The following is a 19,674-nucleotide window of genomic DNA, read 5'->3' as shown; positions in this document are numbered from 1 at the left end:
GTCATACATATGAAGAAAACCTTTTTCAGCAATCATCGGTTTTTATGCCTGTCCATCCTGTTCATGTGGATGAAAACCTATGCCGTGTATAAGCTCGGTTTTGGTCTGCAGAACAATTCCGTTCTTGAGGAATGTCTGCTCCTCATTAATCCGCTGAGCTTCATTGTGCCGCTGTTCGGCATCGCCCTGCTGCTGACGGAAAAAAAACAGCGGATCTTTCTGCTTTCGGCAAATGTGATGCTGACGGGAATTTTAATCGCGAATACGGTGTTTTACGGGTTTTATATTGATTTTATCACCATACCGGTTTTGTTTCAGGCGAGCAATATGGGTGATATGGGAAGCAGCGTCCAAGAGCTGTTTCACCCGCTTTATATCGCTTTATTTTTGGATATTGCGGTTTTGTTTTACCTTGGTAAAAGGCATAAAGCCGATAAAGGAAAAGCGGGCGCCCGTACCGTTAAAGCGTATGCGTGGGCATCAGCCGGCCTCATGCTGTGCAACCTTGCACTGTCTGAGGCCGAGCAGCCGAAGCTGTTCAAGCACCCTTTTGATCGTGAAGCGCTCGTAAAAGGAATCGGCCTGTTCCACTTTCATTTGTATGACACCATTTCGCAGACGCTGAATGCAGGGGCTAAAGCGTTTGCCGACGAAGACAGCCTTGCCGCGGTCGCAAATTACACTCAAGCCGACTACAGCAGGCCGTCCGAATCAAAGTTCGGGCTGGCAAAGGGGCGCAATGTGATTTTTGTTACGCTCGAATCAACACAGCGTTTTGTAATGGATGAGCGGGTCAACGGGCGGGAGATTACCCCGTTTTTAAATAAACTGCGGAAAAAAAGTTATGACTTCACTCATTTTTATCAGCAGACTGAACAGGGAAAAACCTCAGATTCAGAATTCATTACTGCAAATTCGCTGTATCCGTCTTCAAGCGGCGCCGTTTTTTTTACAAAAAGCGGCCACCGGTTCAATACGATGTACCATATGTTAAAAGACCGTCAATACTATTCAGCCGTTCTGCATGCCAATCATAAGGCCTTTTGGAACCGGGATGAGATGTACGGGACATTCGGAATCGACCGTTTTTTCGACGCGGATGAATTTAAGGTGACACAGGAAAATTCAACAGGCTGGGGCCTGAAGGATAAGGAATTTCTCGAACAGTCAGCGGAAAAATTAAAGAAGCTTCCGCAGCCGTTTTACGCGAGCCTGCTGACTTTGACCAACCATTTTCCTTTTGAAATTGATAAACAGGATCAGCTCATTGAAGAACCGGACACAAGCAGCGATTTATTAAACCGCTATGTGACGACGGTCCGCTATGAAGATGAGGCCCTGAAACACTTTTTCAAGAAGCTGAAAAAAGAAGGACTGTATGACAACGCGATGATCGTCCTGATGGGAGATCATTACGGTATATCCGAAGCCCATAATCAAGGACTTGCCGAATTCTTAGGGAAAGAGGAAATCACTCCGTTTGATACGGTTCAGCTTCAGCGCGTGCCGTTTATCATTCATATTCCCGGGGTGACCGACCGTGCGCCGGAAACGATTGCTTCCGCCGCGGGACAGGTTGATGTAAGACCGACGCTGCTTCACCTGCTCGGCATTGAAACGAAAGGCAGCATTCAGTTCGGCAATGACCTGTTTTCCGGAGAGCGGACCCCGTTTGCGGTGCTGAGAAACGGCAGCTTTATCACGGATGATCATATTTATACGAAAAATACGTGTTACAGCCGTAAAACGGGTGAACCGCTTTCTGACATGAGCGCGTGCAGCGATGAGAAAGAAAAAGCGGAACAAGAGCTGATGCTTTCCGATAAAATATTAAACGGCGACCTGCTGCGGTTTTACAAGCAATAAAAAAAATCCCTCCGTTATATGGAGGGATTTTTCATGTTTCATATATGAGCCGTCCGGTCATTTTCGTATCATATCCGGATAATTGAGAAAGCTGAGACTTGAATTCCTCAGAATTCAGGATGTCCTGTACGCTTTGAACAAGCTCCCGGTTTTGTTTTAAGACGACCACATCGTACTGCTCACTGATCACCGGGATAAAGTCCGTGCCTGCCATATGCGCCGCATGCTGCGACCCGACTCCGATATCCGCCTTTCCGCTTGACACTTGTGAAGCCGCTGACAGATGATCCGTGACAATGTCATGGTAGCCGGCGACATCAGACGGCGTAATGCCGAAAGATCTGAGCTGTTCATCCAGCAGCACCCTCGCGCCTGATCCTTTTTCGCGATTGACGATACGGACATCCTTTCGGCTCAAGTCCTGAAAGCCCTGAATGTTCAGCGGATTGCCCTTTTTCACATATAATCCGGCCTGCCGCAGCACGACATGAAAAAGCGCAAACGGCTCCCCTGAAAGAATGCGCTTCACGTACGGGATGTTATACTGCCCCGTCTCCCCATCGTACAAATGCAGACTGACGATGTCACAAGCCCCGCGGTACATCTCGATCAGGCTGTTCAAACTGCCGCTGTACTTGCGGAGCGGAGCCGCCTGTATTGTTTGTTCCAGCTGTTTGCTGAGGAGGTCCATCGACACATCCTGCCCGCTGATGATAACGGACTGCCTTTTTTCCGGCTCCCGCCCGCGGGACGGGTCAGCAGCTTCTGATACGGATGGCTTTTTTGACATTCTCATGTTTGTTTTATATTGTTTTAAGTCCTCTTCATCGACCCTCATCTGTCTTCCGACCCTGTACGCCGGAATGAGTCCTTTTTTTATCAAATCATATACTGTCAGTTTTGAGACCTTCAAAAGGCCCGCAACTTCTTCTATTGTATAGGAAGTGGCTTCTGTCATATTATCACGCTCCATTTTTATTATAACTGTTCAGATATTGAAAAAAAACCGCACCATTACGTACAATTGCGTTATAATTAGTTTGATCTAATGATATTTAGCTATAAGGGGTGCACAATGTTGAAAAAGAAAGCGACACTACTCACAACTGCGGCTATGGCCGTTTTCCTCGCAACTGCGGGCTGCTCATCCGGACAATCCTCCAAAGGCGGACAAAACGAAAAAGTCACGCTGACCGTTTCTGCGGCAGCCAGCGCTCAGGATGCACTTGAAGAAATCCAGACCAACTACGAAAAATCACATTCAAACGTAACCATTCAAGACAACTTCGGATCATCAGGCACATTGCAGAAACAAATTTCACAAGGCGCGGGAGCTGATTTATTCTTCTCGGCAGCCGAAGATAAATTCGAAAAGCTCGTTCATGACGGAGATATCGATAAAAAGGACAGCACGGATCTTTTGAAAAATGATCTCGTCATGATCGTGCCTGAGAAAAACAGCGCACACCTGACACATCTGAATGACCTGAAAAAAGACAGCGCGGAAAAAATCGCGCTCGGCACGCCTGAATCCGTTCCGGCCGGACAATACGCCAAACAGTCATTGACGGCATTATCCCTGTGGGACAAGGTAAAAGATAAAGTCGTCTATGCAAAAGACGTTCGCCAGGTGCTTTCTTATGTTGAAACCGGAAATGTCGATGCCGGGCTTGTCTATAAAACAGACGCACTGATTTCGAAAAAGGTGAAAATCACCGATGAAGCGCCGGCGAAAACGCACGATCCGATCGTGTATCCGCTCGGCATCGTCAAGGATACAAAGCACCGTAAAGAAGCAGAAGCGTTTTATCAGTATCTGCAGTCTGATGAAGCGATGAAAGTGTTTAAGAAATATGGATTTACTGCCAAGTAACATTACGGCTTCGGAGTTTTTCACTCCCGTCGTACTGTCGTTTGAGGTGGCTTTGGCATCGGGCCTCGCCGTCATCATTCTCGGGACGCTTGCCGGCGCCTGGATGGCGAAAGCGCGATTTCCCGGAAAAACGGCTGTGGAGACCCTGTTTATGCTCCCGCTCGTTCTTCCGCCTACCGTTGTCGGCTTCATTCTCATTATTATTTTCGGGAAACACAGCTTTATCGGCCGGGCGATTGAGCGGATTTTTCACCAGCCCGTCATTTTCACGTGGTCGGCCGCGGTGATCGCTTCGGCTATTGTCGCCTTCCCGCTTATGTATCAGTCCGCTAAAACCGGCTTCGCCGCGGTTGATGCCGACATCGAGGGAGCGGCGAAAGTAGACGGAGCCGGCAGATGGCAGGTGTTCACCCGTATTTCCGTCCCGCTTGCCTTTCCCTCCCTCTTGACCGGAAGCATTCTCAGTATTGCAAGGGCGCTAGGTGAATTCGGGGCGACTTTAATGTTTGCGGGAAATATTCCCGGCGTCACCCAAACGCTGCCGACAGCGATTTACGTCGCGATGGACTCCGGCAATGAAACACTCGCCTGGGTGTGGGTGATCTGTATTGTGATCATTTCTTTTCTGATGCTGTTTTTCATCCAATTGAAAAAACCCGCTTAACCGATCCGCCTTCCGCGCACCTTTCGCCGGGAGGCTTTTTGATTTAAAATCGGATGGTATATAATGAAACAAAAAACACACAAAGGGTGCGGCCATGAAGATTAATGTCATTATCGCGGATGATAATTCTTTCATCAGAGAAGGAATGAAAATCATTTTGCATACATATGAGGAATTTACTGTATCGGCAACGTTGGAAAACGGCCTGGAGGCGGCAGAGTATTGTAAACACAATCCCGTCGATATCGCCTTGTTGGACGTCCGCATGCCGGTGATGAACGGCGTCGAAGCCGCAAAACGGATCGCGGAGGAAACGGATACGAAGCCGATGATCCTGACGACATTTGACGACGATGAGTATATTTTAGAAGCGATTAAAAACGGCGCGAAAGGATATTTATTAAAAAATACCGAACCGGAACGGATACGCGATGCGATCAAAAGCGTCTTCAACGGGCACAGCATTCTTCAGGACACCGTGCTGGATAAAATAAAAGACAGCCTTTTCCGGCCGGCCGAAGCCGCGCATCAGATTGATGAAAGCCAGTTTACTGAAAGAGAGCTCAGCATCATGTCGCTTATTGCGAAAGGACTGTCGAACAGGGAAATTTCAAAACAGCTTTTCATTTCTGAAGGGACGACGGCCAATTATATTTCATCTATTTTAGGGAAAACAGGGCTTGAGCACAGAACGCAGATCGCCATTTTTTATATCACCGGGAAGGTGGATAACGGGCGTTGAACGGTATGGATTTTTGGATGCTGATGAGCAGACTGATCGCCATTTTTTATACGGCTTTTTTGTTCGTATCGGCAGACCGCCCTTACACGCCGTACGCCGTCTTGTTTCTGCTGCTTTATCTGTCTTTGGGCATTGCAGTCTGCATGATCAGGCCGCCCGCTTGGAGGCGCGGGATCACCCTGCTTTCGCTTGCATTGACTGCTTGGCTTTCCGCCTTAGGCCATCCGGCGTTTCTATTTCTTTTGCCGCCCGCCATTTTTGCCGTTCTTACCGAATATCCGGTTCACCGCTATGTGTTCTGCCTGCTCGTGTTTTTGCCGTTTTTATTTATCCCGTACGGCGACCTTCCGACTTATATCGTCATGACCTTGTTCTGCTTGGCGATATTCGTTTTGGCCGCCCGGTCCAGCGACCGGCTGAAAAAATATGAAGAGCAGTCAGACAGCATGCGCTCAAGCATTGAAAAACTGACGAAACAGCTGCACAGCAGCACAGAATATATCAAACAATCGGAGTATACCGGCAAACTCGAAGAAAGAAACAGATTGTCCCAAGCCATCCATGACAAAATCGGCCATTCCATGACCGGCGCGCTCATTCAGATGGAAGCGGCGAAGCGGATGCTCGGCTCCCATCCGGACAAAGCGGCTGAACTGCTCCAAAACGCCATTACCATTTCCAAAGAAGGCATAGAGGATATCCGCATAACGCTGAAAAATATGAAACCGCCCGCTGAACAAATGGGCATTCACAGATTAAGAACGTTTATTGATGAATTTTCGGCCAAAAACGGCATGCCGGTTCCGTTTACGCATCAAGGCGATTTGGACAGGCTGACGCAAATGCATTGGAGAGTCATTCAGGAAAACGTAACCGAAGCCTTGACCAATGCAATGAAATACGCCGATGCCACGCAGATTTTCATTGATATCCATGTGCTGAACAAAGCCGTGAAAGCGGAAGTCAAAGATAACGGAAACGGCGCCGTCCGCTTTAAAAAAGGCCTCGGCATGCTCGGTATGGAAGAACGGGCGGCCGTCTTGCACGGAACCGTTATTTTTGACGGCACGGCCGGTTTTTCCGTCACGACATTGCTTCCGGTTGAATAAGTGAATATTTTCATGTGAAAAATATGAAGATTCTCACGTCAAAGGAATGAACAGCTGCACTAACGGCCGTTCATTCTTTTTTTTATAATAAGAGCATCACAAGACATAGAGGTGGAAACATGAACATTTTGGAGCTCAAACAGCTGAGTAAGAAATTCGGTGATTATGCCGCCGTTGACCAGATGTCGCTTGCCGTAAAAGAAGGTGAGATTTTCGGGTTTCTCGGCGCAAACGGAGCCGGAAAAAGCACGACGATCAATATGATCTCAGGTCTTTTAAAACCTTCAGGCGGAGACATTCTGTTTCTCGGAAAAGATATTTTCAAATATAGCAAAGCAACGAAAATGAATATCGGCATCGTCCCTCAGGACCTCGCGATTTACGAAGAATTAAACGCCTATGAAAATGTGAAGTTCTTCGCCGGGCTGTACGGCCTGAGAGGGGCGGCTCTGAGAGAACGGGTCGAGGAAGCCCTGACATTCGTGGGCTTGAGCGATAAACACAAATATTTGCCGAAGCATTTTTCCGGCGGAATGAAGCGCAGGCTCAATATCGCCTGCGCCCTTGCCCACCGGCCGAAACTGATCATCATGGATGAACCGACGGTCGGTATTGACCCGCAATCAAGAAATTATATTCTGCAATCAGTGAAAAAGCTGAATGAAATGGGCTGCACGATCATCTACACGAGCCACTACATGGAGGAAGTGGAAGAAATATGCACGCGCATCGCCATCATCGACCACGGAAAAGTCATCGCAGAAGGCACAAAAGAACAGCTGACCTCCATCATTACCGACACGAAGGACGTCGTGATTGAGCTGTCATCCGGAAACGGCATCAGCCTCGGCGATATTCAGGAGCTGCCCGGCGTCAGAGCCGCCGCACTGGAAGAAAACAGCGTGAAAATCAGCTCTGACACAGGGGTCAACAATTTAAACCGCCTGATCCGGTACTTCATGGACAAAGGCATTGAAATCCGCTCCTTGCAGGAACAGGCACCTGACTTAGAAACGGTATTTCTCACGCTGACAGGCAGAAGCCTGCGCGACTGACCCTATTGAAAGGAGGATTGCAAATGAATATTCTGCACATCGCCGGGAAAGAAATCAAAATCAGTTTCCGCGACAGACGGACTTTTATTTTCATGCTTGCTTTTCCGATCGTCTTCATGCTGATTTTTACCGCGGCATTATCAAACGCCTTTGATTCAGAGGTGACGGTCGGGAACATCAAGGTCGTATATACGGATCAATCAAACGGCACACTTTCTCATTACTTTACTGAGTTTATGAAAAACGCCAAAAAAGAGCATGTCTATTTTCAAAAAGCGGACACGGAGGCAAAAGGCAAAAACGAGGTTCGTGAAAATCAGGCGGATGCTTTCGTCACTGTAAAAAACACCGGTTTTCAAGTCTATACAAATGACCGGAGCGGCATCAACGGCACGATCGTCCAAGGCATGCTGACCGCTTTTACCAATCAATACAAAGCAGGCGCCGCCGCTTACAAGGCGCATAAGACGCCTTCCGCCGGACAAATCAAAAGCGATTATATGAAGCAGACGTCTTTACACAAAGCGAAAGAACCGAAAGCGAAAGATTTTTACGCGATATCCATGACGACGATGATCGGGCTGTACGCCTCGATTTTTGCAAGCACCTTATTCCGCGGGGAAAGAATACGGCACACCGCGGATCGCCTGATCGCCGCTCCGCTCCGGAAAAGCGATATCTTTCTCGGAAAGATGCTCGGCATTTTGGCTGTGAATGTTCTGACGATTCTTGCCGTTGTCGCCTTCAGCAAATTTATCTTAAAAGCGAATTGGGGCAGCCACCTGGGACTTGTGCTTCTGATTCTCGTTTCTGAAATTCTTTTGGCCGTCAGCTTCGGGCTCAGCCTGAGCTATTTGACCAGAAAACCCGAAAGCGCCAGATTAATCACCGTCATCATCGTTCAGGTGATGTCCATTATCGGCGGCGCCTATTACAAATATGAAGGCGGAGGAATTTCCGTCCTGTCGCCCTTATCATGGATCAATAAGGCGATTAACAACATCATTTACGCAAGTGATGTATCAGCGGCATGGCCTGCACTCGGTTTAAATACAGCATTGGCGGCACTCTTTTTGCTGATCGCCGCATTTACGTTTCAAAGACGGGAGGGATTGTAATATGAAAAACTTCTGGTGGCTGTTTGCACACACTCTCAAAGGGATTACAAAAAGCAAAAAACAGCTTATTCTTTATATCGGGGCTCCGCTGATCGGCGTCTTCCTCTCCTTCATGACCAATGCCAACGGCGGAGCCGAAACGCTCAATATCGGCATTCTCAATCAGGACGGCGGAGAAGTGGCACAGGATACGGTCACGTTTTTAAAAGGACTGGATCATGTGAAGATTTCGGAGGAAACGGCTGCGTCCGCCACATCCAAGATCGCTTCAGGAAAAATGGAGGCGCTCATTACGTTTGAAAAAGGCTTCTCCCAAAGCGTAAAAGACGGGAAACCGGCTCACATCGGCATGACCTCGCTGAAAGGCGCCCAGGTCACCGGATATGTCAGCTCTTATTTGTACAATTATATGAACAGCGCCGCCTCAATCGGCAAATCTTCCGGCGGAGACGCGAAAGCCTTTCAGGCGATGTACGCCGCTTTCAAGCATTCTCCGATTCAAACGGAGTCCGCTGTTTTACAAGATACATCGAATCATAAAGAAATGACCTACTCAGTCATCGGGTATCTCATTATCATTATGCTCTATTCCGCCGGCAACCTGACGGAACTGATGATTAAAGAGCGGGAAAACAGGACGTACTACAGGCTTCTGTCAACGCCGATCACATCAAAGCAGTATGTACTGGCAAACGCGGCGGTGAATATCATTATCATGGCCGTCCAAATTCTATTCGCCGTTCTCTTTATGGGCGCCGCTTTTCATATTCATCCGTCATTCCCGCTGTGGCAGCTGTTCGTCCTGATGATGCTGTTTGCATTAAGCGCGATCGGAATCGCCTTTATTGCCGTCGGTTTTTCCAACAGCAGCGCTTCAACATCGGCGCTTTTGAATTTGATCGTCGTGCCGACATGCTTGCTCGCCGGCTGCTTCTTTCCGAGCAATATTATGCCGAAAACGGTGCAGACAATCGCCGAATTTCTGCCTCAGCGCTGGGTGCTCGATACGGTCGATCAATTGCAGCACGGCCGCACGCTCCAAAGCCTGATGCTGAACATCATCATTTTGGGAGCCTTCGCCGCCGCCCTGTTATTAATAGCAGCATACAGGTTCAGCGTAAAACGTCAGACACAGACATTTATGTAAAGAAAAACAGCCCCGTAAAGGGCTGTTTTTCTTAGAACAGAAGCTCGTCCGGATTCGGGCCGACACGCTCGTCTTTGTTCAATGCGCTGATCTTTTCCATTTCTTCCTGTGACAGTTCGAAATCAAAAATATCGGCATTTTCTATGATGCGGTGCTCTTTAATCGATTTCGGAATGGTAACGACTTCGTTCTGAAGATCCCAGCGCAAAATCACTTGAGCAACCGATTTGTTATGTTTTTCCGCAATTTGTGACAGCACTTCGTTATCAAGGAGCTGTCCCTGCATCAATGGAGACCATGCTTCCACTTGAATGCCCTGCGCTTTGCAGAAATCTCTCACTTCTTTTTGAGTCAGGCGCGGGTGGAATTCAATCTGGTTGACCATCGGCTTGATTTCAGCATCTTTCAGCAGCTCTTCTAAATGATGCACTTGGAAGTTGCTGACGCCGATGGCGCGGATTTTGCCGTCTTTGTACAGCTTTTCAAGAGCGCGCCATGTGTCTTTATATTTATCCTTGCCCGGCCAGTGAATCAGGTAAAGGTCGAGGTAATCGAGGCCGAGGCGCTCAAGGCTTTTCTCAAACGCGTCAAGTGTCGTTTCGTATCCTTGATCTTCATTCCACACTTTTGACGTGATGAACAGCTCTTCTCTGGCAACGCCCGCAGCTCTGATGCCTTCGCCGACACCCTCTTCATTTTTATAAATAGCCGCCGTATCAATGCTGCGGTAGCCGTTTCTGATTGCCGCTTCGACGGAGTCCGCCGCTACGCTTCCGTTTTCCACCTTGAAGACGCCAAGGCCGAACCACGGCATTTCAACGCCATTATGAAGCTTTACAGTATCTTTTAAGCTTTTTGCCACGTTGAACCATCCTTTCTAGTCATTATGTAAACGGTTATTATTATCTCACATTTCCGCCGTAAGAAACCAATTATACGCTCATCGTTATCACAAAAACCATCTTTAGTGCCCAAGCACCACTGCCGTTATTATTTTCCTATTTTTCAAAAATTCCGGTTAACCGGGTAACTGTCCGGGTAAATCGCTACTGTAGCCACCACACAATTGAAGGAGGAAATCATATGAAACGTATGCGTATCCCGATGTCCGTTGCCCTTGGCGCCGCTTTGTCTCTGACTCCTCTGTCCTTTGTATCCGCAAAAGAAACCCCGGTCCCTCAAAACATGGCACAGCAATCATCAGATGTCTCAGCAAAAGATGTCGGATTAAACATTGACGTTGACCTGCTCGGCATCGGCAATTCGATTGCTGACGCGATTAAGTCGGCGCAAAACCGTGACGGCTTCGTCAAAAACTTAATGGAATCTTCATTCTACGCTTCCGGACAAAAATATAACGTCATGGTGTTTAATTTAAGCCAGGAATATGAAGATCATTTTAACGGCGTTCAGTTTTACGGTTCCGCCGTTTATGACGGCATCACGTACGGCATTTGGGTGTTTGAAGACGGAAGCTTCACCAATAAAGGTGATGGCGGCTGGATCAACTGGGCCTTCAGAGGCTGGTTTGACCGCGACGGCGATCACGTCGAATTCCATCGTCCGTAATCAAAAAAAGTCCGGCGAACAGATGCCGGACTTTTTTTATTCACCTCCGTCAAGCATGGCCGCTTCCACATCATTGATGTATTGGCGAAGCTCATGCGACATATCGCGGGAAATTTCCCGCTCTTCGAATAATGTTTGGATTTCGTTGCGGATGGCCTGCACGGCCCGCAGTTTGATTTCAAGTTTTTGATTTTCAAAACGGCGGCTCGGACTCTGTTCGTGATACGAGTGCCCCAGCCTGAAAATCAAGTGATTGTAAAAGGAAATGACGGCAAGCGTCACATCTTTATTTTCTTCAGTCATGTGTTTTTTCAGGCTTTCAATGGCCGCTTTTGCCGTTTTAACCCTTGTGGTGCGGATGAGGCCTTCTTCATTTAAAATCGACATTTCCGGCTTTTTTTGTTCACCGAAAAAGATCCAGTACATCAGGCGTTTCAGCTTTTTCTTAGATAAGCCGACTTTAAACGGATTCGTATACAGCACTTCCAGTTCATCAAACCGTTCCTGAAGGCTGTCAGCCGTTTCTTCCGGTATGTCGCCCCGCTCAATCAGCCGCAGCAATTCTTCCTGTTCAGCCTGTATCCCTTGGGCGCGGACTTTCCGCTCATCTTTTTTCGTGCGGTTTTTGACGGTGAACTGCTGAAACCTGAGATTTTTCATTTTCTCATTGTATTCGGCAATGACCGCAAAAGAAGCCGTTTTGTTTGTCTCATTCATATTTTCTTTAATGGCGGTTAAGGCAGCTTTTATCAGCTTCCGTCTCGCTGTCAGCAATTTGACTTTCTTCTCTTTCACATTGTCTTCCGGCTTATCTGTCAAAATCGGCAGTACGATTGTCGCCAGCACCAATGTGCACATAATAACGCCCGCGGCTAAAAAGAGAATCAAATTCCGTTCAGGAAACGGCGAGCCGTCAGAGAGCACGTACGGAATGGAAAAGGAACCCGCAAGCGTAACCGCTCCCCTGACGCCTGAAACCGAAATCAGCAGGGTCGAGCGCAGGCCGGGTTTATAAATGCTCTGATCCTTGTTAAAAAACCACTTGCCGTTCCAAAAAAACAGCACCCACAAAAACCTGAGAATCATTAACGTCAGCGTAATGACGATAATGTACCCGATGACCATCATATTGTTAAACGCGGTATCATTAAAGATGACAGAAACCACATCCGGTATTTGCGCACCTAAAATAACGAAAACAAGACCGTTCAGAATGAACAAAATAATATTCCACGTACTTGAAGAGACGATTTGCAGTTTGACCATCGTTGATTCAAGACGGTCCTGCTCCACCGCATGCGTGATGCCGCCGGCCACAACCGCTAAAATGCCGGAAACGCCGATTTCTTCAGCAGCGAGATAGATGACGAACGGCGTCAGAATTTGAATCAGCATATGCATCGTGACATCCTGCATGCCGAGGCGGCGCAAAAACAGCCGGAAACGGATAATCAAAAAAGAAATGACGACACCGCTGAGTAAACCTCCGGCTGAAATCAGAACGAAACTGAAGGCGGCCTGCGCCAGCGAAAATGCGCCCGTCACGGCAGCCGCAATCGCAAATTTAAAAGCGACCAGGCCGGATGCGTCATTCATCAGTCCTTCTCCTTCAAGGAGACGCAGAATGCCTTTTGGCATCTTCACTCGCCCTGACAGCGCGCTGACCGCGACAACGTCAGTCGGTGACAGTATCGCCGCCAGCCCGAACGCGGCAGCCAGCGGGATGCTCGGAATCATCCAATGAATCGTGTAACCGCCGACAATCACCGTGGCAAACACGAGCCCGAGCGCAAGAAGCAAAATCGGCGCTCTTAAATTCCAAAGTTCCGCACGCGGCGTCCGTTTTCCATCGTTAAAAAGCAGCGGAGCGATAAACAAAACAAAAAACAATTCAGTATTCAGTTCAAAATGAAGCCCCTGCGGAAATGACGCCGCAATGATACCGAGCGCCACCTGAATCAGAGGCACCGGGATAAAGGGGACAAACCGATTTACGATATTTGAGATCGCGATGATGGTTAAAAGTACGAGTACGACTAAAAATATGTCCAAAGCATGACCTCCTTCATCTGCTGCATCATATCATTATTGCCTGTTCTCTGCCTTTGCCAAAGGCCTGAGCCGATGATCGGGCAGATTCAATATATTTTCCGTACGCAACCATTCTTCTTTTATTTTACCCGTTTTTATTTAAAATTTCTCATAACGTGCTCACGGCGAACTTTTTTTGCCTTCAGCTACATTTTTTCCGGAAAAAGAAAAAGCCTGTTTTCTCTGAAAACAGGCTTTTTCGCAAGCTGCGTCATCTGTTTCATGACGCGGTGCAGCGTTTATGCTGCTTAGTAAAGGATAGAGAACGCACCGTCAGTGTGTCTCTATCCTTAGCTCATCTTATTCGTGAAAATTCGTGCCGTCTGTCGTCGCTTTAATGATGCCCGCGCGGATGACGAAATCGCCGAAGTGTTCGCCTTCCTCACGCTCTTTCGCGTAGCGCGGGAGAATGGTGCGAAGCTCACTCAGAATTTCCTCTTCACCGATATTTTCCCGGTACATTTTGCTCAAACGGCTGCCGTCAAACGCCGCTCCTAAATACATATTATATTTTCCGGGCGCCTTTCCGATAAATCCGATTTCGCCGAGCGCATGGCGGGCGCAGCCATTCGGGCACCCGGTCATACGGATGGTGATTTCTTCATCCCGCAGCCCGTTTTCGTCAACAATGTCTTCAATTTTATCAATCAATTTCGGCAGATACCGCTCGGCTTCGGCCATGGCGAGCCCGCATGTCGGAAGCGCGACGCAAGCCATTGAACTGCGGCGGAGGGCGGAATGCTGCCGGCCGTCTGTCAGACCGTATTGTTCGATTAATGCGCTGATTTGTTTCTTTTTCTGGCTCGAGACATTGCCGATAATCAGGTTTTGATTAGAGGTGAGACGGAAATCTCCCGTATGGACTTTGGCGATTTCACGCAATCCCGTCATCAGCTTATAATTCTCATAGTCCGTGACGCGGCCGCCTTCGATAAACATCGTAAAGTGCCATTTACCTTTTACGCCCTTCACCCATCCGTAACGGTCGCCGTTATGGTCAAAATGATAAGGTTTCGCTTCATCCAGCTGCCAGCCGAGGCGGTTTTCCAGCTCGGCTTTTACGTTTTCCAGCCCGAGACGGTCAACGGTGTACTTGAATCTGGCATTCTTTCTGACGGAACGGTTTCCGTAATCGCGCTGAATCGTAATGGTTTTTTCCGCTACATCATACAGCTGCTCCGGTTTGCAGAAGCCGATGACTTTTGAAAGCTGCGGATAAGTGGCCGTATCGCCGTGCGTCATTCCCATACCGCCGCCGATTGCCACGTTGAATCCGATAAGACGGCCTTCCTCCACGATGGCAATGAAGCCGAGATCTTGAGAAAAGACATCGATATCATTGGACGGAGGCACGGCGATTCCGATTTTGAATTTCCGCGGCAGGTACAGCGGCCCGTACATCGGTTCCGTTTCCGTGTCAGGAGTGCCCGCCACACGTTCCTCATCAAGCCAGATTTCATGATAGGCTCTCGTGCGCGGAAGAAGGTCATCGCTCAATTTCTTCGACCATTCGTATACTTCCGCATGAATTTCAGACTGGTGCGGATTTGAAGCGCACATGACGTTTCGGTTGACATCTCCGCAGGCCGCAATGGTATCAAGCAGCGCCGCATTGATTTTCTGAATCGTTTTTTTCATGTTCCATTTTAAAATTCCGTGCATTTGGAACGTTTCACGCGTTGTCAGCTTCAATGTATTGTTTCCGTATTTTTGCGCCAGTTCATCCATGACAAGCCATTGTTCCGGAGTTGAAACGCCGCCTGGCATCCGAACGCGCAGCATGAACTGATAAGCCGGTTCAAGCTTTTGTTTTTGACGTTCATTACGGAGATCGCGGTCATCCTGCAAGTAGCTTCCGTGATGCTTCATCAGCCGGTTGTCTTCGTCCGGGATGCCGGCTGAAATCCGGTCGAGCATGACTTCTTTCAATGTGCCGCGCAAATAATCGCTTTTTTCTTTAATTTCCTCAACATCACTTGGAGGGCCTTCCGGCGCTTTTAAAATGTTGTTCACCATGCTGAATAAGCTCCTTTCAAACCAAAATCAATATACGTCACGCTGATAGCGTTTTTTCTGCTGCATGTCTGCCAGGAAGCTTTCCGCTTTTTCACGGCTCATGCCGCCTTCTTCCTGAATGATATCGAGAAGCGCCTGGTGCACGTCATGCGCCATATGCTGTTCATCACCGCAGATGTATACGGCGGCTCCCTGCTGCAGCCATTCATACAGCTCTTTGCTTTGTTCTTTCATGCGGTGCTGCACATATACCTTTTCTTCTGAATCCCGGGAAAAAGCGACGTCCATTTTTGTGAGAACACCGTTTTGCAGCCATTTTTGCCATTCCGTCTGGTACAGAAAATCAGTGACAAAGTGCTGATCCCCGAAGAACAGCCATGTTTTCCCTTCAGCTCCGGTTTCTTCACGCTCCTGCATAAAGGAACGGAACGGCGCGATGCCTGTCCCCGGCCCGACCATAATGACCGGTGTATCCGGATTTTCCGGCAGCTTGAAGTTTTGGTTGTGCTGAATGTAAATCGGAAGCGTATCTCCCGGCTGGAGTCTTTCCGCACACAGAATGCTGCAGACGCCTTTTCGTTCTCTGCCGTGCGCGTCATATCTGACCGCTCCGATTGTCAGATGCACCTCTTCCGGATTCGCTTCTAAACTGCTTGCGATCGAATAGAGCCGGGCCGGCATTTTACGCAGGATGGAAAGAAAGTCTTCCGCGGAAGCTTCCCACGGACCGAAATCCCGGACGAGATCAAGCAGATCACGGCCGTTGATGTATGCTTTCAACTGCTCTTCGTTTCCTTCGGCCAGAAGTTCACTAAGCTTTTGGTCAGCCGTAAACTGTGCGGCCTTTTGCAGGAACGGTTTTGTTAAGACGGTTATTTCAAAGTGAGAAGTAAGCGCATCTTTCAGCGGGAGGCGCTCTCCTTGTTTATTCACCGCCACTTCCTGTTTCGGGTCCCATTTCAGCTCATTGATCAGCTCATCCACGAGCGCCGGATCATTTTCCGGATAGATGCCGAGGCTGTCTCCGGGCTGATACGCGAGGCCCGATCCTTCAAGCGAAAGCTCGAGATGGCGTGTTTCTTTATTCGAACCGCGTCCGTTCAGATTGATGTTCTCAAGAACCTCCGCCCGAAACGGGTTCGTTCTGGAATAAACGGATTCACCGAGAGCCGGCGTCTCGGCAGGCGCTTCGGCTGTTTGATTTCCCGCTCCTTCGTTCAAACCGCCGATGACGGCGTCAAGCCATTCCGAAAACGGCTCATCATAATCAAGATCGCAATCAACCCGCGGCGCAAGCTGGGTGCCGCCGAGCTCTTGAAGACGCTCGTCAAACTCTTTGCCGGTCTGGCAGAAAAATTCATACGAGCTGTCCCCGAGCGCCAAAACGGAGTAACGGAGCGCTTCAAGCTTCGGCGCGCGTCTGCCGTGAAGAAATTCATGAAAGGCCAGCGCGTTATCCGGCGGATCGCCTTCTCCGTGCGTGCTCACCACGATCAGTAAATTGTTTACTTTTTTCAGATTATTCGGCTTAAAATCGTTCATCGACGCGACGGTGACCTGGAATCCCCGTTCCTCAAGCGTCTTTACCGTCTGTTTCGCAAGACCTTCCGCATTTCCCGTTTGCGATCCGTATAATACGGTCACTTCTCTTGAGACTGCCGGGCTTTCTGCTGGAGCCGGGGCAGCGGGTGCGGCTGTTTCACCGGATTCGGACCGGGCCGCAGCCAAATAACCGCTCAGCCAGATTTTCTGTGATTCTGTCAAGGTCGGCAGAAGGCGGTTAAGGAGCTCTGCCTGCTCCTGATTAAACGGACTGTTCATGACCTGAAGTTGCAACGATATCCACCTCACAAGGAATTAAACGTAACGTACGTTATTTCTATAGGAATTGTCAAAATAATATTCTAATTGAAACTTTACCGAAAGTTTGTATGTAAGTAAAATATATAATCATGATGACAATGATTAAGATTACTAATGATAAAAAGCCCTTTGCACTTGGCAAAGGGCTTACACGAATAAGCCGGCGGGCACTTCTTTTATAAAAGGAGAGGGTTCTCCCGGAGACAATACGGTCAGATGATGCATCGCCCGCGTACAGGCCGTATATAACAGCTTACGGTCATGTTCGCTTTTGTACTGGGCAGCAGAGGCGTCAGCGGCAATGACGGCGTCAAACTCAATGCCTTTTGCCAAATACACGGGAATGACGCATACCCCTTTTTGAAAAGGCTGGTTTTCTTTATTGATCAAGCGGACACCGCTCCCGTCGCTGACCGCCTGAAACACTTTTTTGGCTTCCGCGGCCGTTTTGCAGATGACGGCGACCGTCTCCCAGCCTTTTTGTCTGAGCTCCCGGATTGTATCCGCCAATTGTTCCCGCCGCGCATTTTCTGTATCCGTCCGCAAAACACGAGGTTTTTCCCCGTTCCGGTTAAAAGGCTCAATATCATCGCCGTCAGCCAGCAGCGCTTTCGTAAATTCAACAATCTGCCGCGTCGATCTGTAAGTCCGCTTCAGGCTGACATACTTTTCTGCACCATTGCGAAAGCAGCCGGCGAGGGAAGAAGGGCCCGTAATGGTGTGGGCATAAATCGACTGGCTGACATCACCGAGCACCGTCATCTTTGCCGCTGGGAAGATGCTTTGAATATACGTGAGCTGAAATGGGGAATAATCCTGCGCTTCATCAATGAAGACGTGCTTCATTTGTGTGTTTTTTCTTTTTCCTTCTAACAGATCCTGCAAATACAGATACGGAGCGGCATCTTCATACGGAAGTGACCGTTCTGCAAATGCGTTTCTGGTCAAAGCGCCGATGCTCTCCCAATGATCGGGCTTTTCATCAGCTCCCCAGTCTGAAAACAGCCGGAGATACATCCGTTTTATATCGAGAAAGCCGAGCCGTCTGACGGCCTGCTTAATCGGTTTAAAGGCTTTGCCGACAATAATGGCGCCAAGCAGCCGCTGTTCGCGCTGATGGTCGTCAAATACAGGTTCATCATCTGCCGCCTGCTTCTTGAGTGTTTGATAAACCTCAGCATAGTCTTCCTTATCAAGCAGCTCGCTCTCCTGCAAGACCCATTCCTTCTTACGCTCCTTTTTTTCGAGAGCGCTGATTTCCGCGAGAAGCCATTCCGCCGTCAGTTCAGCTCTGTTCGGAATCGGCAGCTGCTGATCAAGTGAATAAAAATAGTCTTCAATCCGCTCTTTTGAAATCAGGATGTCTCCCCGGAAGCTGATCTGTTTACACATCAGGCCCGAGCCGGAAAGCGAGCCGGCATAGCGGTCAATCATGGCCTGGAAAGCTGATGACGCTTTGTAAGCAATGGCTGCGAGCCTTACGGAAAGTGCGTCCTGGTTTTGTTCAGTCAGGCAATATTCAAGCTGCTCGTACGGGCTTTCACAATCAAACTTTCGTCCAAGCCGGCGGATGATATATTCTTGAAAGGTGGCCTGCTCCATATTCTCTTCTCCCAATTCCGGCAATACGGCGGACACATAACTGTTGAACAAAATGTTCGGGGAAAACAATACAATCTGACGGGCATCAAGCACCCCGCGCCCGCGGTACAGCAAATAAGCGGCCCGCTGAAGCGCTGCGGATGTTTTCCCGCTTCCGGCAGCTCCCTGAACGATGAGATATTTACTTTTTTCATCCCGGATGATTTCGTTCTGTTCTTTTTGGATGGTTGACACGATGTTTTTCATATGCTGTCCGGAATGGCCGCTCAGCACCTCTTGCAGCATTTCGTCACCAATCGTCATATCCGTATTAAACATCGCTTTAAGCGTCCCGTTTTTAATGATAAACTGCCGCTTCAGTGTGATGTCTCCCTCTATCGTTTCTTCCGGAACTTCATAGCGGGCTTTTCCCGGGGAATATTGATAGTAAAGAGATGAGATGGGCGCGCGCCAATCGTAAATGAGAAATTGCTCGTTGTTTTCATCCATCAAAGAAGTCAGCCCGATATAAATCCGCTCGGAAGAGGACTCCCCTTTTTCCGTAAAATCGACACGGCCGAAGTAAGGAGAGGTTTTCAGCTTTTGGATTTTTTGAAGCTGCCGATATTGAAGCCGATGAGTCCGTTCACGTTCAGAAAGCATTTCTGCCTGCTGTTTAATGCTTGAAAATGTCTCAGCCGCTTCGTGGGCATCATCCATATTCACGGTGACATCATCCCAAAACGTTTTTCTCAAGCCCACAATATCCTGCTTCAATCCGCCCGATGAGGCTTCAAGATGAGTTTGTTTCTGTTCCAGTTCCTTCATGACAAAATTGATTCTTTCCTGCTCTTCTTTCCACTCTTTATCACGTTTTGCCATCAGCGGCACCTCCGACATCAAGCTGACAAATCCGGCTTTCATCATACAAACATATATGCAACATATTATTCAGCATTATGGTCAAATACCCTTTTTCT

Annotated in this window: 15 protein-coding genes; 9 read left to right on the top strand and 6 right to left on the bottom strand. The window is 48.6% G+C overall.

Annotation, left to right across the window (positions count from 1 at the left end):
- The first annotated feature begins 9 nt into the window (after positions 1-9).
- Positions 10-1,866, top strand: coding sequence for an LTA synthase family protein (locus K3G25_RS13470; RefSeq protein WP_232489350.1), 1,857 nt, complete (start codon positions 10-12; stop codon positions 1,864-1,866).
- Between the two features lie 31 nt (positions 1,867-1,897).
- Here the strand turns inward: K3G25_RS13470 and K3G25_RS13465 are convergent, their stop codons facing one another.
- The gene (locus K3G25_RS13465; RefSeq protein WP_014418869.1) at positions 1,898-2,824 is read right to left on the bottom strand and encodes a substrate-binding domain-containing protein; all 927 of its coding nucleotides are present in this window, start codon (positions 2,822-2,824) and stop codon (positions 1,898-1,900) included.
- Positions 2,825-2,941: 117 nt separating this feature from the next.
- On the opposite strand from K3G25_RS13465, the gene modA reads away from it, so the two are divergent.
- The 7 genes from modA to K3G25_RS13430 all read left to right on the top strand — a co-directional run bounded on the left by modA (position 2,942) and on the right by K3G25_RS13430 (position 9,574).
- Entirely contained in the window at positions 2,942-3,739 is a 798-nt protein-coding gene (modA, locus tag K3G25_RS13460; RefSeq protein ID WP_040238895.1) for a molybdate ABC transporter substrate-binding protein, read from the top strand.
- Complete coding sequence (gene modB / locus K3G25_RS13455; RefSeq protein WP_017418930.1) at positions 3,720-4,403, top strand: molybdate ABC transporter permease subunit; 684 nt, start codon at positions 3,720-3,722, stop codon at positions 4,401-4,403. The genes modA and modB overlap by 20 nt, the downstream gene beginning before the upstream one ends.
- A 94-nt stretch (positions 4,404-4,497) precedes the next feature.
- Positions 4,498-5,145, top strand: a complete 648-nt coding sequence (locus K3G25_RS13450) for a response regulator transcription factor (protein ID WP_003151754.1) — start codon at positions 4,498-4,500, stop codon at positions 5,143-5,145.
- 5 nt (positions 5,146-5,150) lie between these two features.
- Entirely contained in the window at positions 5,151-6,254 is a 1,104-nt protein-coding gene (locus tag K3G25_RS13445; RefSeq protein WP_196213800.1) for a sensor histidine kinase, read from the top strand.
- A 119-nt stretch (positions 6,255-6,373) separates the two neighbouring features.
- Positions 6,374-7,309 (top strand): ABC transporter ATP-binding protein, encoded by a 936-nt coding sequence (locus K3G25_RS13440; RefSeq protein WP_014418872.1) that lies wholly within the window; start codon positions 6,374-6,376, stop codon positions 7,307-7,309.
- Positions 7,310-7,332: 23 nt separating this feature from the next.
- Complete coding sequence (locus tag K3G25_RS13435; protein WP_137987878.1) at positions 7,333-8,427, top strand: ABC transporter permease; 1,095 nt, start codon at positions 7,333-7,335, stop codon at positions 8,425-8,427.
- A 1-nt stretch (position 8,428) separates the two neighbouring features.
- Complete coding sequence (locus K3G25_RS13430) at positions 8,429-9,574, top strand: ABC transporter permease (RefSeq protein ID WP_025649279.1); 1,146 nt, start codon at positions 8,429-8,431, stop codon at positions 9,572-9,574.
- 31 nt (positions 9,575-9,605) lie between these two features.
- Here K3G25_RS13430 and K3G25_RS13425 read toward each other — a convergent pair whose 3' ends face one another.
- Entirely contained in the window at positions 9,606-10,436 is an 831-nt protein-coding gene (locus tag K3G25_RS13425) for an aldo/keto reductase (protein WP_007410023.1), read from the bottom strand.
- A gap of 221 nt (positions 10,437-10,657) precedes the next feature.
- Between K3G25_RS13425 and K3G25_RS13420 the strand changes: the two genes are divergently transcribed.
- The gene (locus tag K3G25_RS13420) at positions 10,658-11,143 is read left to right on the top strand and encodes a hypothetical protein (RefSeq protein ID WP_007613741.1); all 486 of its coding nucleotides are present in this window, start codon (positions 10,658-10,660) and stop codon (positions 11,141-11,143) included.
- Positions 11,144-11,179: 36 nt separating this feature from the next.
- Here K3G25_RS13420 and K3G25_RS13415 read toward each other — a convergent pair whose 3' ends face one another.
- The 4 genes from K3G25_RS13415 to helD form a co-directional block, all read right to left on the bottom strand.
- On the bottom strand, positions 11,180-13,195 hold the full coding sequence (locus tag K3G25_RS13415; protein ID WP_007613743.1) for a Na+/H+ antiporter: 2,016 nt from the start codon (positions 13,193-13,195) through the stop codon (positions 11,180-11,182).
- Positions 13,196-13,534: 339 nt separating this feature from the next.
- Complete coding sequence (gene cysI, locus K3G25_RS13410) at positions 13,535-15,250, bottom strand: assimilatory sulfite reductase (NADPH) hemoprotein subunit (protein ID WP_017418922.1); 1,716 nt, start codon at positions 15,248-15,250, stop codon at positions 13,535-13,537.
- Positions 15,251-15,277: 27 nt separating this feature from the next.
- Positions 15,278-17,086 carry an assimilatory sulfite reductase (NADPH) flavoprotein subunit gene (locus K3G25_RS13405; protein WP_038459825.1) on the bottom strand — a complete coding sequence of 603 codons (1,809 nt, stop codon included), beginning with the start codon at positions 17,084-17,086 and terminating at the stop codon, positions 15,278-15,280.
- A gap of 174 nt (positions 17,087-17,260) precedes the next feature.
- Positions 17,261-19,576 (bottom strand): RNA polymerase recycling motor HelD, encoded by a 2,316-nt coding sequence (gene helD, locus K3G25_RS13400; protein WP_025649284.1) that lies wholly within the window; start codon positions 19,574-19,576, stop codon positions 17,261-17,263.
- Between the last annotated feature and the right edge of the window lie 98 nt (positions 19,577-19,674).

The organism is Bacillus sp. FCW2, assembly GCF_021228595.1.
Lineage (GTDB): Bacteria > Bacillota > Bacilli > Bacillales > Bacillaceae > Bacillus > Bacillus velezensis.
Note: the sequence above shows the minus strand (reverse complement) of the source record. Positions and strands in the feature narration are given on the sequence as shown.